Annotated in this window: 13 protein-coding genes; 6 read left to right on the top strand and 7 right to left on the bottom strand. The window is 62.3% G+C overall.

Annotated elements, in window-relative coordinates:
• Positions 1-108 precede the first annotated feature (108 nt).
• The 4 genes from EL335_RS08235 (at position 109) to EL335_RS08220 (ending at position 3029) form a co-directional block, all read left to right on the top strand.
• Positions 109-687: a hypothetical protein gene (locus EL335_RS08235; RefSeq protein ID WP_126445839.1), complete on the top strand. Its 579-nt coding sequence runs from the start codon at positions 109-111 to the stop codon at positions 685-687.
• Between the two features lie 92 nt (positions 688-779).
• Positions 780-1037: a hypothetical protein gene (locus tag EL335_RS08230; RefSeq protein WP_126445837.1), complete on the top strand. Its 258-nt coding sequence runs from the start codon at positions 780-782 to the stop codon at positions 1035-1037.
• The gene (locus EL335_RS08225) at positions 1007-1942 is read left to right on the top strand and encodes an HprK-related kinase A (protein ID WP_172600065.1); all 936 of its coding nucleotides are present in this window, start codon (positions 1007-1009) and stop codon (positions 1940-1942) included. The genes EL335_RS08230 and EL335_RS08225 overlap by 31 nt, the downstream gene beginning before the upstream one ends.
• The gene (locus tag EL335_RS08220) at positions 1935-3029 is read left to right on the top strand and encodes a nucleotidyltransferase domain-containing protein (protein ID WP_172600064.1); all 1095 of its coding nucleotides are present in this window, start codon (positions 1935-1937) and stop codon (positions 3027-3029) included. The genes EL335_RS08225 and EL335_RS08220 overlap by 8 nt, the downstream gene beginning before the upstream one ends.
• On the opposite strand, the gene EL335_RS08215 is transcribed toward EL335_RS08220, so the two are convergent.
• From EL335_RS08215 to EL335_RS08185, 7 genes are read right to left on the bottom strand one after another with little or no spacing between them, the layout of a single operon-like run.
• Entirely contained in the window at positions 3026-3808 is a 783-nt protein-coding gene (locus tag EL335_RS08215) for a S1C family serine protease (protein WP_126445831.1), read from the bottom strand. The two genes, EL335_RS08220 and EL335_RS08215, sit on opposite strands and share 4 nt — an antisense overlap.
• Positions 3805-4704 carry a transglycosylase SLT domain-containing protein gene (locus EL335_RS08210; protein ID WP_126445829.1) on the bottom strand — a complete coding sequence of 300 codons (900 nt, stop codon included), beginning with the start codon at positions 4702-4704 and terminating at the stop codon, positions 3805-3807. Before EL335_RS08210 ends, EL335_RS08215 begins: the two co-directional genes overlap by 4 nt.
• A gap of 2 nt (positions 4705-4706) precedes the next feature.
• Positions 4707-7475 carry an XrtA/PEP-CTERM system TPR-repeat protein PrsT gene (gene prsT, locus EL335_RS08205; RefSeq protein ID WP_126445827.1) on the bottom strand — a complete coding sequence of 923 codons (2769 nt, stop codon included), beginning with the start codon at positions 7473-7475 and terminating at the stop codon, positions 4707-4709.
• 24 nt (positions 7476-7499) lie between these two features.
• A complete protein-coding gene (gene prsR, locus EL335_RS08200; RefSeq protein ID WP_126445825.1) occupies positions 7500-8855 on the bottom strand; it encodes a PEP-CTERM-box response regulator transcription factor in 1356 nt (451 codons plus the stop codon).
• Positions 8852-10969 (bottom strand): XrtA/PEP-CTERM system histidine kinase PrsK, encoded by a 2118-nt coding sequence (gene prsK / locus EL335_RS08195; protein ID WP_126445823.1) that lies wholly within the window; start codon positions 10967-10969, stop codon positions 8852-8854. The genes prsR and prsK overlap by 4 nt, the downstream gene beginning before the upstream one ends.
• A 7-nt stretch (positions 10970-10976) precedes the next feature.
• Positions 10977-12836 (bottom strand): patatin-like phospholipase family protein, encoded by a 1860-nt coding sequence (locus EL335_RS08190; protein WP_126445821.1) that lies wholly within the window; start codon positions 12834-12836, stop codon positions 10977-10979.
• Entirely contained in the window at positions 12833-14044 is a 1212-nt protein-coding gene (locus EL335_RS08185; RefSeq protein ID WP_284155295.1) for an MASE2 domain-containing protein, read from the bottom strand. Before EL335_RS08185 ends, EL335_RS08190 begins: the two co-directional genes overlap by 4 nt.
• Before the next feature lie 169 nt (positions 14045-14213).
• Between EL335_RS08185 and EL335_RS08180 the strand changes: the two genes are divergently transcribed.
• Positions 14214-14852: an XrtA/PEP-CTERM system exopolysaccharide export protein gene (locus EL335_RS08180; RefSeq protein WP_126445817.1), complete on the top strand. Its 639-nt coding sequence runs from the start codon at positions 14214-14216 to the stop codon at positions 14850-14852.
• Positions 14853-14888: 36 nt separating this feature from the next.
• Positions 14889-16451: an XrtA system polysaccharide chain length determinant gene (locus EL335_RS08175; RefSeq protein ID WP_126445815.1), complete on the top strand. Its 1563-nt coding sequence runs from the start codon at positions 14889-14891 to the stop codon at positions 16449-16451.
• Positions 16452-16458 lie beyond the last annotated feature (7 nt).

Below are 16458 nucleotides of genomic sequence, written 5' to 3'. Positions count from 1 at the left end.
CTGTTCCAGGTCGTTTATGGAAGCTCATTTTGAATCAAATGGATATAACTCTGGCACGAGAATTGCTCAAATTTACCGTGAAGTGTTTGTTTTGGGCGCAAGAAAAAAATGAACGATGAAAAGGTCCGGAGAAATGAGACAGGTTCCCTCCCGAGGTTAGCGGGGCGGCGCCGTTTTCTCGCCACCGGAATCACAGGCGGTGTTCTGGCCTCGCTGAAGAGCGGTAGCGCTCTGGCGAGCGGTGTATGTGCGAGCCCGTCTTCCTTTACGTCGATCACTCTCAATCCGGCTACCAGCCATCGGCCCCAGCAGTTGCCGACCTGCCATTCCCACGGCTACTGGAAAAATAAGGCTTGGCCGATTTCCCAACAGACGACGGTGGGGCAAGCGGGCTTTTGTATTGGTAGCAGACTAACTGCGCTCGGGATTACTTCAGATACGAAACTGATCGATATCCTCAACATGCAGGGAGGAGGGGGTGATCGGGCCTTGGCGGCCGATCTGATCTCCGCCTATCTGGATGCGGCAGCCGGTTACGCTCAAGGGCAGTTCACCACTGCTGACATTCAAAAGATGTGGGGATTGGTCTTTTGCGGCCAACCCTACAGTGTCAATGGCACGGCATGGTCTGAGCAGACGGTGCGCGCTTTCCTCGACGTGCTGGTCGGCAATAGCCCATGGCCGTAGCATTTGCGTAGCATCAGTTGGCTGCGGAATGCTCCAATCTCGGCGTTGAGGTTTCTGACTCCCTCTTCTATCGGCTAGCGGAAGGGTGGTGTTTGCGGCTTTTCCCCGAAGAAGGCGGTGTCGTTTATCATTGCTTTTCGGGAGAACTGCTCGCGGTAGACCGAGTCGCGGCCCATCTGCTGCAGCGATTGGATGCTCAGCCTCTCGACCTCGCGACGTTGTCTGCCGACACCATCGAAGCCTTTCCTGAACTCGGCTTGAGCAGCACAGCAGTGCGCGGGATCGTCGACAGCCTTTACAAAGCGGGAGTGGTGCGCTGTTGTCCGAGCGAAAACGCCTCGATGACCTGAGCCTCGAAACACTGCAGCAGCTTCTGGCCAGCTGCGGCCTCGTTTTTTCCGCTCCGCCATTCGTGTTCAGGTTGCGCGCCCAGGTAGGCGAGCTATTGCCGGCGCTACGCCTCGCTTATGGCGGTTACGAGATCCTCGACGAGCCTGCATTCATTCACTTCGACTTGAGGGTCAAACCGGCGACTGGCCTGCGCCGCTGGTTCAAGCCCTTGATCGAACTCGAATTCGATGGTGCCCGTCCATTTGCGCCTCTGCCGCGTGGCCAAGTTTTCCCTTTGCTCGAGTGGGCGATGAACTGGTGCGTGACGACCAGCGCCCAACAGTATCTGATGTGTCACAGCGCGGTATTGGCGCAGGGTGAACAAGCCCTGATCCTGCCTGCTCCTCCCGGTTCCGGGAAAAGTACGCTTGCGGCGGCACTGATGCTTTCTGGCTGGCGGCTGCTGTCCGACGAACTCGCCCTGCTCGATCCGCATGCCGGCCGACTCGAACCCTTCGTACGACCGGTGAGCCTGAAGAATGCTTCGATCGGGATCATCGGCGGACATTTCCCCGAAGCGATATTCACACCTGCGGTGCAGGATACGGTCAAGGGTACCGTAGCACATTTGCGTCCGACGGCGCATAGCATGATGGGCAACCGGGAAAAGGCGGTTCCGCGCTGGTTGGTCTTTCCGCGCTTCGTTGCGGGGGTGTCTTGGTCGCTGGTGCCGCTTGGCCGTCCAGAGGCCGCGATCGAGCTGGCCAAGAATGCTTTCAATCTGCCCGTTCTGGGGAGGCCGGGCTTTGCAGCCTTGGCCGATATGGTTGGCCAATGCGATTGCTACAGTCTCGAGTATGGCAGCCTCGACGAGGCAATTGCCGGCTTTGCCGAGATTGTGGAAGGGAGCGAAAGGGGTGTTTGAGCATAACCTGCTGCTCAAGGCACTCATCGAGCCCGAGGCAGCGCGGTGTTGGTCGGCAGCCGACTGGGGACTGGCGATTCGCCAGGCACGCACGGCCAATCTGGTTGCGGCACTCGCCGTGCGATTGCAGGAAAGCCCGATCTCAATCGAGATTCCTTCGCTCGCCCAGCCGATCTTTTCCGCCGCAAGACAGACCATCGCCCATCGCAATGAAACGGTGCTCTGGGAATGCCGGCAGATCGCCCTGGCGCTCGAACCGATCGGCGTCATGCCGATTCTACTCAAAGGTGCCGCCTATGTCGCCGATGGCCTGCCGCTGGCGCATCACCGTCATTTCGGCGACATCGATGTAATGGTGCCACGCGCGCGACTCGGCGAGGTCGAAACACAGTTGATGACATATGGCTGGCTGACGACGACCAGCGATGCCTATGACCAACGCTATTATCGACAGTGGATGCACGAGGTGCCGCCGTTACGCCAGATTCATCGCGGTACGACGCTGGACCTACATCATGCTCTGACACCGCTCACTGCGCGCTATCGTGCCGATACGACGGCCGTCTTTGCCGCTACGCGGCCAGCAGGCGCTTTGGCGGGTGTGCTGGTGTTGTCGGATGAGGATCAATTCCTCCATGCGGCGGTGCATTTGTTCGCCGAAGGGGAAGCGGATGCCGCGCTGCGCAATCTTTATGATCTGGTCGAGCTGTTGAAATCGCGCCAGGCCGAGAGCGCGGATTTCGTCACGCGGCTGGTTGCGCGCGCACAGATCATTGGCCTTGAACGGCCTCTGTTTCTCGCAGTGCATTTCCTGCGCCGTGTCTTCCAGCTCGAAGGACTGGAAAAAGCCGAACGCGACTTGGCCGATGCATGCCCGTCGCTGCCGGTTCTACGTGCCATGCATGCCCTCTACGCTCCGCTATTACAAGGAATCCACCCCAGTGTGCGTAGTCGCGGCTTTGCTCTGGCCAAACAGACGCTCTATTTGCGCGGCCATTGGCTACGCATGCCACTCAGGTTATTGCTGCCGCATTTGCTGCGCAAGTCTTGGCGAGCCTTGCGGCAAGAATCCGAAACGGTGAGCTAGCGCCTGGTTTCGCTATTCCTCAGCAACTCGGCGAGATGCTTGGCCGGAATCGCATAACTGATCCCCGACGGTTTTTCCAAGATGGATTCTTTCGTCGTCTTGATGAACACCATGTTGATGATGCCGACCACTTCACCGCTGTCGGCATCGAACAGCGGGCCGCCGCTGTTGCCGGGGTAGGCGGTGGCGTCGAGCTGGAAGATCGGAAACGATCCGCTGCGCAGACTGCGGATCGACTGGGCCTTGAGCTGGTGGGCATTATTGCCAGGCACGCTGATCGGCGTGATCGACGAGACGATGCCGCGATGGGTCACCGGTGAGAAGCCGAGCACGCTGCCGATCGGGAAGCCGCTGAAGGCGATGGCCTGGCCTTCACGTACGGCATCGGAGTCACCGAGCGTCACGGTGGTTAGTGGCGGGCCGTCGAAGCGCAGCAGCGCCAGGTCGTGGTCGGCATCGCGCGCCACCAGGCGCGCCGGAATCACGCGGCGTTCGCTGCCGAACCTGGCGAGAACCGCGAGCTGATCCTCACCGGTATCGCTAGCGGTGATTTCCGGCACGACATGGGCATTGGTGGCGATCAGCCGGCCATCACCAACGGCGAAGCCGGTGCCGCGCATTTGGAACGCGGGACTTTTCAGTTTGTTGAAGAGGCCGATGACGACCAGCGAAGGTTTGATGCGTTCGATCGTGTCGGGCAGCCCGGCACGCGCCGGCAGCGCGAGCATCAGGCAGCAAAGCAGCGCAAAGAGCAGCTGCCCGGGAAGCCGCGGCTTCATGATCGGACTCTGGACAGGCGGCGCAGGATCTTCGGCAGCTCGGGAGAGGGGTCCGTGACGGAGGCGTCGTATGGGTGCTCCTGACGGCGGAAGAATTCCAGGATGCGCTTCACATACTCGCGTGTTTCGGCAAAAGGCGGGATGCCGAGATGGCGATTGACGGCCCCTTCACCGGCGTTGTAGGCCGCGGCGGCGAGTGCGACGTCACCGCGAAAATAGGCCAGCAGCCAGCGCAGGTAAGCAAGGCCGCCGCGCACGTTCTGCTCCGGATCGAAGGGCTTCTTGACGTTGAAACGCGCGGCGGTTTCGGGGATCAGCTGCATCAGGCCCTGGGCGTTCTTCGGCGAGACGGCGCGCGGGTTGAAATTGGATTCGGTGCGCGCGATCGCCAGCGCCAGGCGCGGTTCGATGCCGTATTCGGGAGCGAGACGCTTCACCAGCTCGGCGAACTGACGCTGCTGTTCGCTGGCGAACTCGATGTCATCGTCCTGCTCGGCGGCGGCTGGAGGGTCGCGCAGGCATTCCGGTATTTGATCGGTCGGCGTGCCGACGAAACGCAACATCCGCCGGGAAGGCTCGTGTCCCTGTTCGGCGGCGAGCGCGAAGAAATAGGCGGCAAGGGCATCGTCGCGCGGCACGCCGCGGCCATTGGCGATCATCCAGCCGAGGCTGTAACGCGCCTCTGGATCGCCGGCTTTTGCCGCCGCGCAATACAGCGTATAGGCTTTCATAGGGTCTTTGGCCACACCTTCGCCATGCTCGTAGGCGCGGGCTTCCTCGCGCAGCTGGCGCCAGTGTTCCGCCTCGGGCCCGGCGGCGAGAGTCGGCGCTGGGAAGACGGCACCCAGCGCCATTGCGGCAACCGGCCAGAAGCGAAGAAAGGCGAAAGACCGCATCGTCACAGACTCTTCAATAGTGCCGCGACTTCTGCTTGCGCCGGGAAGCGCTCGCCGAGCTTGGACAGTTCTTCGAGCTCGCGCCGCGCGGTGTTCTTGTCGCCGGTCTTGATCAGGGCTTTCGCATAGTTGAGCCGGATTAGGGCGGCCTGCGGTTGCAGCTCGACGGCCTTGGCCAACAGTTCGACACCGCGCTTGCCCTCGCCGCGCTCGACGAGCAGCATGCCAAGCGTATCCATGATCGCCGGCTGGTTCGGGGCGAGGCTGTTCGCGCGCTCGGCTAGTGACAGGGCTTGGGGATCTTTCATCTGGCCGAGCGTCCAGGCGAGGTTGTTGAGCAACGCCGGGTTGTTCGGCTGATTGGCCAGCAGGTTGCGGTAGTGCGCCGCGGCGGTCGCGAAGTCTTTGTTTCGGTTTGCCTGTTCGGCGAGATAGAGCCGGAAGGCATGGTCCTTCGGATGCTGTTTGAGCCAGGCATCGGCATGCGCCCTCGCTTCGACGGTCTTGCCGTCGGCCAGCAAAACGGCATGGAGCCGTTGCGCGAGTTCCGTCGCTGGGGCGGCCTTCAGGCCGGCACGATAGGCATTGGCCGCCTGCGCCCAGGCTTTGTTCGCCGCATGTGCGTCGCCTTCGAACAGATAGCCGACGCTTTGTTGCGGCTGGGCCTTCTGGATTTCCCGTGCCCGGGCGAGCGCTGCTTCGAGCTTGCCTTCTTCGAGGTCGAGTTGGATCAGCGCGCGCTGCAGCGCCAACGAATCCGGTAGCGCCGACAGTCCTTTCGTCAGGCTGCTGCGTGCGCCCTCGCGGTTCTTGGCCGCAAGCTGGATTTCGGCCATGCGCAGATAAGGCTGCGGTGAGGTCGGCATCAGGTTCGCAAGCTTGCTGTAAATGGTCAGCGCCTGCTGGTTGTCGCCGTTCATCTGATAGACACGGCCGGCGGCGTCGAGCAGCTCGGGGCGATCGGGGATCGCGGCGAGCGCTTCCTGGACGGCAGCGAGCGCCTTGTCTTTGTCCTGTTCGCGCAGATAGGCGCCGATCAGCGCCAGGCGTGGCGCGGGTTCGGCTGGTGCTGCGTCGATCGCCCGCTTGATCAGTTCCACCAGGTCGGAAGTTTTCGCCCCGCCGCGGGCGCGCAGTTCGGCGAGGGCCAGCATCGCCTGCGCGTTCTTCGGGTCCTTCGCGAGCACGGCTTCGAAACGTTTTTGCGCCTCTTCCGGCCGGTTGGCACGCAGATCCATTTGAGCCAGGGCGCTGGCGGCTGGCAGATAGGCCGGGTCGATCGCCAGCGCCTTTTCGAAACTCTTGCGCGCCCCTTCCTGGTCGCCCTTGGCGAGCAGCGCGCCGCCGCGCAGGTTATGCACGAGCGGGTGGTCGGGCCGTTTCTTTTCCAGATTGGCGATCGCCTGCAAAGCCTTGTCGAACTGCCGGGTGCGGATGCTGGCGACGATCAGGGCCATGTCAGCACTGGTATCGGTTTCCGAAGATGCGGCGATCGCTTCGAGATCACCGAGGGCTTCCGCGGTATGGCCGCCGCGCAGACGTGCCAGCGCCAGAGCCGTCTGCGCCTTCTTGTTTTGCGGGTTGGCCTTGGTGGCCCGCTGGAAAAATTCCTCCGCGGTCTTGGCATCACCGTTTTGCAGGTAGGCATTGCCCGCCAGCTCGAGCCAGGTGGGCGCCGTCTCGTCGCCGTGGAGCACCGGTTGAAGGGTTTCCACTGCCTTGGCTGACTGGCCGCTGCGCAAGTAGGAGAGCACGAGCGTGCGCCGGGCGAGGGCAAGTGCCGGTGCCTTTTGCAAGGCCTTGCGCAGATAGTCCTGGGCTTGGAGGTCGGAGCGGCTTTCGAATGCGACCAGACCCGCGAGCTGAAGGCCCTGTGGGCTGTCGGGCTGGAGCTTGAGTAGGTTGTCGACCGCGGATTTGGCCGTGGCGAGGTCTTTCTTAGTGAAGGCCAGCAGTCCTTGCTCATAATAGGTCAGCGGATGTTTGGGCGCGACCTTCTGCATCGCCTCGAGCTGTTTGGCGGCTTTCTCGGGCTGACGTTCGCGCAGATGGGTCATGATCAGCGCGGCATGGGCATTGAGTGCCTGCGGTTTGAGCGCGAGACCCTTTTCGTAGGCGGCGACGGCCTCCGCGGTCTTGCCCTCGGCGTTGAGTAGATCGGCCTTGAACAGCCAAGCATTCACGTCCTGAGGTGCCCTGGCGAGGATACCGTCGATGATTGCATGGGCACCAGCCAAATCGTTGTTGGCCACCTTGATCCGCGCTTGGAGGAGCAATGCCGGAGCGAAATCGCTTTTTGCCGCCAACGCTTCATCGAGCATCGTCCGCGCGGCCTCCGGTTTGCCCTGCATCGCGAGGCTCTGCGCCAGCGTCGTTTTCAGGTCGGCCAATCCCTCGGCAGAAGCGATGGATGTCTTGGCGAGCTCGTCGAGTTTCTTGAACTGGCTCTGGGCGAGCAGCACACGGGCGAGCAGTGGCACCACTTGGTCGGCAGGATGTTTGAGCTCGAGCGCCTTGCGCAGTTCGACTTCGGCGGCCGTCACATCGCCGTTTTCGAGCAAGGCTTTGCCAAGCAGGAAGCGCGCTTCTGCCGAATCGGGATTCTTGGCGAGCACGTTCTTGAGCTGGATCGTCGCCGCTGCCTGATCGTTCTTGGCCAGATACTCCTTCGCCGAAGCGAGCATGGCTTCGGGAGAATCGCCGCAGGCGGTGCCGACGAGAGCGGCGACGAGCGTCGCGATGGCCAGAGTACGATGGAGGAGGGAAGTCATTTCATGCCTCGCTTGCAAGATTGTTCAAGTTTTCAGCCCCAGCTTGTGCATCAGATCATACAGCGTCGGTCGGCTGATGCCGAGGAGCTCGGCGGTGCGCACCACGTTGCCGTTACTGCGGCTCAGAGCGGTGAGGATCGCTTTGCGTTCGGCTTCTTCGCGGAGCGAGCGCAGATCCAGATTCGTGGGTTCCGTGTCGGTGGTTTCCAGGCCGAGATCACTGGCCGTCACGAGGTTGCCCTCGGCCATGATGACGGCGCGTTTGATGCAGTTTTCCAACTCGCGCACATTGCCGGGCCAGCGATGCGCCGTGATGCTGCTCAGCGCATCCTCGCCGAGCGTCAGACTGCGCTTTTGTTCGGCGCCGAAACGACGCACGAAGGCATGGGCGAGCAGTGCGGCGTCGCCGATTCGGTTGCGCAACGGCGGGATGTTGATGACGATCTCGGCCAGCCGGTAGTAAAGGTCTTCGCGGAAGCGGCCCTCGCGAATCAATGCCTTCAAATCCTGATGGGTCGCGCAGACGATGCGCACATCGACGGGGATTTCCTCGCGGCCGCCGACGCGCTCGATCACGCGCTCTTGCAAAAAGCGCAACAGCTTGGCTTGTAGCGCGAGGGGCAGATCGCCGATCTCGTCGAGCATCAGCGTACCGCGATGTGCCGTTTCGATCTTGCCGGGCGTGCTTTTCGCCGCACCGGTGAAGGCGCCTTTTTCGTAGCCGAACAGTTCGCTTTCGAGCAGGTTTTCTGGAATCGCCGCGCAGTTGATCGCGACGAAACGTTCGCCGCTACGCGGCGAGGCGGCATGCAAACCGCGCGCCAGCAACTCCTTGCCGGTGCCGCTTTCGCCGAGCAGCAGCACCGTGGCATTGCTGGTGGCCACCTTCTCGATCGTGCGGCAGATGCGCAACATTTCCGGGTCGCGGGTGATCAGGCCACCCAACGCATCCGGTTGTTGCATCGACCGCAGACGGCGGTTTTCTTGCTGCAGATCATAGAGACGGAATGCGCGGTCGATCGTCAGGCCAAGGATTTCCGGCTCGAAAGGCTTGGCAAAGAAGTCATAGGCCCCCATGTCGATCGCCCGCAGCGCATTGGCCCGGTCATTCTGGCCGGTGAGCACGATGACCTTGGTATCCGGAGCGATCGCCAGCAACTGTTCGAGGAGCAGAAAGCCCTCGCTCACCGAATCGGCGTCCGGTGGTAGCCCCAGGTCCATCGTCACCACCGCCGGTGCGTGGCGCCGCACTAGGGCAAGTGCGCTGTCGCGATCGGCGGCGACCAGGGTCTCGTACTGGTCGAACGACCAGCGCATCTGTTTTTGCAGCGCGGGATCGTCCTCGACGATCAGCAGGGTGCGCGGTTTCCCGTTCGTCATGGATGCTCAGCCTGTTGCAGGTCGGATGACTTCGAAACTTCGATCAGCGGCAGCCGGATCAAAAAGCGTGTGCCGCTATTCTCGGCACTTTCTACGCAAATGTCACCTCCGAGTTCCTGGATATATTGGCGGCTCTCGAAGGCGCCGATGCCCATGCCGGACTGTTTGGTGGTCTGGAACGGTTTGAACAGGCGCTCGCGTATGAATTCCGCTGACATGCCGTGGCCCGTGTCGCCGACCTCGATCGTCGCTTGGCTGCCGGCGCGGCCGATGTCGATCCAGACCCGGCCGTCGGGCGGCGTCGCCTCGAGGGCGTTTTGTACCAGATGGCCGATCACACGCTCGATCCGCTCTTCGTGACCGCGGGCAAAAACCTGGGCATGCACCTTGACATCGACGGGCGGTGCGAGGTGGGCCTTCGCCTTTTTGACGCGTTGCGCGATGGCGGCGAGATCGACACCGCAGACGCCCTCGGCCGGTTTTGCGCCTTCGCGCAGCTGCATCATCAGCTGCTTCATGCGTGTCACGGCGTGATCCACCGTTTCGATCATGTCGCGTTGGAATTCCGGATTGCCGGCATGCCGTTCGGCGTTCTTCAGCATCAGCGACAATTGGGTGACGATGTTCTTCAGGTCATGGACGACGAACGCCGACATCTTGTTGAAGGCATCGAATTTGCGCGCTTCGAGCAGCGCCTCGGCGGCCTGGAGCTGGGCGAGGAAGGCAGCGGCCTGGCGGCCGGCGGTGCGCAGCAGGTCATTCACCTCCCAGTCGATGTCGAGCGGCGCGCGCGCCGTGGCGAGGACGACGAAACCGACGACCTTGCTGGGCAGACTGAGCGGCACGATCAGCCAGGCATTGGGCGTTTCCAGCAGCCATTCGGGCAAAGTGAGATTCTGGTAGCGGCTCGGGCGATGGCGGTACTCCTCGAGATTGATCACCCAGCCGCTGGTTTCGAGGAAGCGCACCAGCGAACCGTCCGCGGGCTCGCTGCCGGTGCATTCCGGCATGTTCCAGCGTGCGTTCTGGCGATAGGTGCTTCCATCGCCATCGAGCAGCCATAGCGTGCCCGCCGGGCTCTCCACCATGTCGGCCAGACCGCGAATCACCTGTTGTCCGGCTTGCTGCGCACTCTCGCCGGAAGAGAGTGTGCGCGTGAATTTGAGCCATTCCTCGCGGTAGTCGTAGCGATAGCGGAAAAAATTCTTGCCGATCAGCACCTTGATGCGCGCGCGCATCGTGCCAGAGAACATCAACACCATCATCAGCAGCATGGCCGCGAACAGCACCGCGATCTGCAGCGCACCGCCCCAACTGCCGCCCAGGTAACGGACGTAATAGCCGGCGGCGGAAGCGATCAATAGGTAGAGTCCGGCGATTGCGAGCGATGTGGTCTGGAAGGCGGCTTTCTGCGAGACGGCGATGCGCAGCTGGCGTGCCCGGGTGCGGTAGACCGTCAGGATGATCAGCGGCAGCACCAGCACGGTGGCCAATCCGCGTACCGTGAAGCTGTCATTGTCGATGCGGTTGAACAGCAGCACGGTGGAATGGAAGTAGAGGTCGAAGCCGAAGACCGCTGCCAGGCCGATGCCCAGCGGCTTGATCTGCCAACGCGAATCGCTCGTGGTGTTGCGGAACAGTTGCTCGATCAGCACCAGACCGAAGATGCTCTGGGCCAATGCCGCATATTGCGCACCGCGCGCGGCGACTTCGGCTACCAGCAGATCCGTCGCCAGCAGGGCCTGGAACACGAGCGCCAGCGTGACGCTGGCGAGGCCGACGAACATCGGCCACTGCGCTCGGAACGGTTGTTCGCGTCCGCTGGCCGAAGTCGCCGTGCGCAGCAGTAGGATGATGAAGACATACCAACCGGCATAGCGCAGGCTATCGAAGACGGCATGGGCAATGAACAGAAAAGACAGCGGCTGCAGCGCGAGCAGGAATCCCTCGGCGGCCCAGAGCAGGGTGGCCACGGCAGCACCGAGCAACGCGCGGTCGACCGGGTCACGCAGGTTGCCGTGGCGCCAGCGCAGAAAATGGAGCGCGAAGGCCAGATGACTCACGCTCGCCAGGCCATAACTCCAGAGCGGGGCGGTCGAGAGGGAAGTTCCCATGATCGTGTCAGGCGGCCTGGCCGAATTGCCAGCCGTTCATGAATCCGGCGCGCCGATCGTATTGCGGATGACGGGCGAGCCATTCCTTGGCGCGTGGCAGGGCATGCTGGTAGCCGGCAGCGGCGATCGCACGCATCTGGCGCCAATCGAGGAAGTCGAAGTCATCGAGCGGCGGGTTCAGGTAGAGATCGGCGAGCTTGCGCGCATGCTGGACTTCCTTGCGACTGGCCAGCGTCGTGACCTGCAGGATGACGCGCGACAGCGTCGGTGCCGCTTCGCGAGCTCTGCCGGGCAGCAGCTGGTCGGCGAGATATTCCAGGCTGCCGGGAATGCGCTGGTAAGCCGTCCCTTCGAGTGCCTCGACGGCGAGGTCGATGGCGATGATCTTACCTTGCATGCGTTCACGCATGATGTCGATCGGCAGGTTGTTCAATACCCCGCCATCGACCAGCAAATGGCCATCTTCGATCGCGGGCGGCAGAATCGCTGGCAACGAGACGCTGGCGCGAATCGCCTGCCAGAGCGGACCGCGCTCATGCACGCGCACGCGATTGGCCGACAGATCGCTCGACACCGCGAAAAAGGGCAACCACAAATCCTCGATGTCCATCGGCAGATGGCTGCGCAGCACGCGGTTCAGATGTTCGCCGCGCACCAGCGATACCACCGGCAATGTGTAGTCGCCGAGCGGATCCTCACTGGTGAAGGCGAGCCGGTGCTCGGCAAAACTTTCGGCATCGCTCAAGCCGCGAGCCAAGCCCGTCGCCGCGAGCGCGCCGAAACTGGCACCGCCGATCATGTCGATCGGCACGCCGGCTTCGCCCAAGGCACGGATCGCACCGAGATGGGCGAAACCGCGCGCGCCGCCACCGGCGAGCACCAGCCCGACCGCATGACCGGAAAGGAAGCGGGCCAGGCGCGCCATGTCTTCACGGTTGCCGCTGCGCAGATGGTGATGCCGGTCCACCCGGCGTGCTGCGAGCCAGTCGCGCGTCCGCTGCGGCTGCGTGTCGGTGCGATGAGTCAAGGCCAGATGGACATCGCAGTGATGGATTTGTGTCTCCGGCACATCGAACAGCCAGCGTTCCAGTTCGGTGACGTTCGGTTCGAGAGCGGCATCGGCCACGAGCACGATCTTGTCGGCATAACCGCGGCAGATGCGATTCCACTCGTCGGGCAGCGGGTTGGCGACGAGCAGCAGAAAGTCGTAATCCTGCTCGCAGCGGTCGAGATGATGCCCGTAGACAGGGCCCGGTGGGGTGCCAAAGCGTGCGTTGGCCGCAGCGGCATCGAGCTGCAGCACGGCGCCGAAACGCAGCAGTTCGCTGCGCAAGGCGTCACACCAGATATGCACATCCACGGTGCGGTGCAGCGGGACGATCATCAGGGTGCGCGCGCCGCTGCGGGTCGCGATGTGGCCGCGTTGGCCGGTCAGCCGGGCAATGACCATGCGTGCGATGTTCGTGAATGCTTGTGGGTGATGGGCGATGAGTCGATCGATCGCTGCGCGTGGCAGCGCAGCGAGGATCGTATCGCGCACCGCGGTGATCGTCGCCGCCCGCCCACTACCCGATAGCAGAGCGATTTCGCCGACCACATCCCCGGGCTGAGGGTAGGCGACGATTCGCTCTTGGCCATCGATCTCTCTGACCCTGACTTGCAGACGGCCGGAAAGCACGATGTGCAGGCAATCGCCCGGTTCTCCTTGCCGGTAAAGAATGTTGCCAACTGGCAGGTGCAGCACTTGGGCTTCGCCGAGGAGCGCGGCAAGGCTCGTTTCATCGAGCGTACCGCACATCTGCTTCAGCGCCGCTGCGATCAGCGCCGCATGTCTGGCGGAAAGCGTGTCTGTGGGCGGGCTGATCATGCGAAATGGCTGCGTTCGAGGTAACTGCGTTCGAGGTAACACAGTGGCGAATCCACTTCGGACGGATGTGCGACGAAAGCCTCGCTGCTCCGTAGCTGCCGGAACGCAGCAGGCGAGACGATCAGGCCTTGCAATGCCAATTCTGCCGCCTGCGCGGCGAGGGTCAACAGTGCTTCGATGCCCGGGCCGCAGAAATCCAGGTTCAGACGCGCTGGCTGCACCAGGCCGAGCGTCACCGATCCCCGGTGAATGAGGATGCGCCTTGGGCAACCGGCTGGCCCAACCGGATGGTCCGAGAAGTGGATGAGGATTTCCCGGGCCGCGTCGATCAACCCTTGCAGACCGGTATCACCACGGCAAAGGGCGATCGCCCGACGATCAAAAGTCTTGATCAGCTCGGCGCCATGGCGGGTCAGGATCGTCTCGCACAGGTCCCAAGTTGCTTGCAATGGGGCGAGATCTTGTGGTGCCGTGTCGAATGCGGCGAGCTCGATCAGCGCCAGATTGGCCGCCGGGAGCGGCTCCGGCACATGCTTGCCCGTGGCCTCCAGCTGTTTGGCCACGCTGCGGGGAAAGGCCGCGAGCAGGGCGCGCTCTGCCAGGCTGCGTGCCGCATCCGCCGCGTCGGCATTGGCTTGGAGTATGGTCTGCTGGTGTTGCAGTGCGCCGATCAGCCGGTGAATGACATATGCAACGATCAGGAAATAGGCGACGAACAGACTTGCCGTCGACCACAGCAGCGCGGTACAGCCTGATTGCAGGCCAGCGCTCGACATTGCGGTGGGCAGGCTACCGGAAAGCAGCGCGCCGGCCAACATTGCCGCCGATCCTAGACCGATCAACGGGATGCCGCCGACGACCAGCCAGTTGAACAGGCAGATGACGCAGACGACGAAACTCGGCAGCCAGGCGAATTCGAGCGCACCAATGACGGCGCCGGCATAGAGCCCGTCGAGCATGAACAATAAGCGACGGTGGCGTAGATCGGGATCGAAGCGGCCGGAGATCAAATGGCCGAGATGGGGATAGATCAGTCCGACGAACAACAGCAGCCCATGCGCGCCAGGCCGATCGTGACAGTAGATGTCGTCGACCGCGACGAGCAGCATCATCAGTAGGCAAAAAACCACCCGCACGAGATAAACTTGGACATCAAGTCGTTGACTTGCATCCAAGGGTCGTTGGCGGAGGGCGCGTGTGCGCGGCATGGCGGTCATTGGGACGGCCGGTTTAAAGCTGGAGCATCGAAATTCAAGTGATTATGTTATGCTTTTAAAGTATATTGATATTTGTCCGTTAACGGACTGTCACGAAAATGTTTTTTTCGGTCATTCTTTCGGGCGAGGCTGATCACTTTCAAGGTAGGGGAGAACGGTCATGATTGGAAATGGAAGCGTGCGGAGTTCCTGGGCGGCCATGCTGCGTCTGCTGCTCGTCGTCCTGATCGGTGGGGTCGTGGCCGGTTGTGCCTCGAATGCCTATCCGCCGGCGCCGACGCTGGCGGCTTCGGATGATTACAACTATCACATCGGCCCGGGCGATACCGTCAATATCGTCGTCTGGCGTAACCCGGAACTATCGATGTCGGTGCCGGTGCGGCCCGACGGCAAGCTCGCCTCGCCGCTGATCGAGGATCTGCCGGCGATCGGCAAGAATCCGACCGAGCTGGCTCGCGACATCGAAAAGGCTTTGTCGAAGTTCATCCGCGACCCGGTGGTGACGGTGATCGTCACCCAGTTCGTCGGGCCCTATAGCGAACAGATCCGCGTGATCGGCGAGGCCGCCAAGCCCCAGGTGCTGCCTTACAAACAAAAGATGACGCTACTCGACGTAATGATCGCGGTGGGCGGCTTGACCGATTTCGCCGACGGCAATGGCGCCTCGATCCTGCGCCCCTCCGACGGCAACAAGCAGTATGGCGTGCGCCTGAAGGATCTGGTCAAGCGAGGCGATGTCTCGGCGAACGTCGAGATGAAGCCTGGCGACGTGCTGATCATCCCGCGCAGCTGGTTCTGACGCATCCCAAACAAGTAATAGCTCGGAACAACATCGATGGAAGAACTGGTACGACAGGCCCGGCTGGTATTGCGCGGCATGTGGCTGCACCGCTGGCTGGGGTTGTTCGTGGCCTGGAGCGTGGGTCTGGTCGCCGCGGTCCTCGTTTTCGTGACCCCGGACAAATACGAGGCATCGGCACGCATTTTCGTCGATACCGATTCCGTGCTCAAACCCTTGTTGGCTGGCCTGACCGTGCCGGCCAACACCGAACAGCAGATCGCGATGTTGAGCCGCACCTTGATCAGCCGGCCGAATGTCGAGAAGCTGATTCGCATGGCTGATCTGGATCTCGGGATTGCTTCGCCCCGCGAGAAAGAGGCGCTGATCGACAAGGTCACCGCCGCACTGAGCATCAAGAGCGTCGGCCGTGACAACCTCTATACGCTGGGCTATCGGGATACCGATCCCGAGCGGGCGCGCAAGGTGGTGCAGTCGCTGACGACGATCTTCGTCGAGTCGAGCCTGGGCAGCAAGCGCAGCGATACCGATGCGGCGCGCAAATTCATCGACGAGCAGATCGCGATCTATCGCAAGAAGTTGGAAGAAGCGGAAAACCGGCTCAAGCAGTTCAAATTGCAGAATCTCGAGATCGGCCTGGACAAGGAAGGTGGAGTCGGGGGCCGTCTGTCCGAGCTGGGCGCGCAGCTCAGTCAAGCACGCCTCGAATTGCGTGAGGCAGAAAACAGCCGCGATGCGCTCAAACGGCAGCTCGCCGGCGAAGAGCCGGTTCTGCTGCCGGATGCACCTGGGCTGGAATCGACCGTCTCGATTCCCGAAATCGATGGACGCATCGACGTGCAGAAGCGCAATCTGGATGCGCTGCTGCAGCGTTATACCGATCAGCATCCCGATGTGGTCAATACCCGGCGCATCATCAAGGAACTCGAAGAACAAAAGGCCAAGGAGATCGCCGCGCGCAAGAAAGCAGCGGCAGCCCATCCAGCCTCGGTGTCGGTCAATACCAATCCCGCCTATCAACAGCTGAAGGTGTCGCTCGCCGAAGCAGAGGCGACCGTTGCCGCGTTGCGGGCGCGCGTGGCCGAGTATGAATCGCGCTACAACAAGGCGGTGAGTCGGGTGAAGCTACTGCCCGAAATCGAGGCCGAATATGCCCAGCTCAACCGCGATTATGATGTGCACAAGAGAAACTATGACGAGCTGGTCAAGCGCCGCGAGTCGGCGACGATTTCCGAAGGGATGACCGATGTCTCGAGCGTCGCCGATTTCCGCCTGATCGACCCGCCGCGCGCCTCGCGCACACCGGTTGGGCCGAATCGAGCGATCCTGCTTGCCCTGGCCTTGTTGGCCTCGTTGTCGATCGGGCTGGCGGCGAGCTTCGCTGCGAGCCAGCTGCGTCCCGCCTTCTTCGATGCGCGTACCCTGCGTGAAGTGAGCGGCTTGCCGCTCTTGGGCACCGTCTCGCTGATCACCACGCCGGCCGACCAACAACACGAGCGCCGCGCGCTGATACGTTTCGTCGCCGGACTGGGCGCCTTCGTCGGCGTCTATGCGGCGGCCATCGCCGTTGTCAGCATCATCATTTTCCGCGCGGCTTGAGGGATAC

Origin of the sequence: Sulfuricystis multivorans, from assembly GCF_003966565.1 — a bacterium.
GTDB lineage: Bacteria > Pseudomonadota > Gammaproteobacteria > Burkholderiales > Rhodocyclaceae > Sulfuricystis > Sulfuricystis multivorans.
Note: the sequence above shows the minus strand (reverse complement) of the source record. Positions and strands in the feature narration are given on the sequence as shown.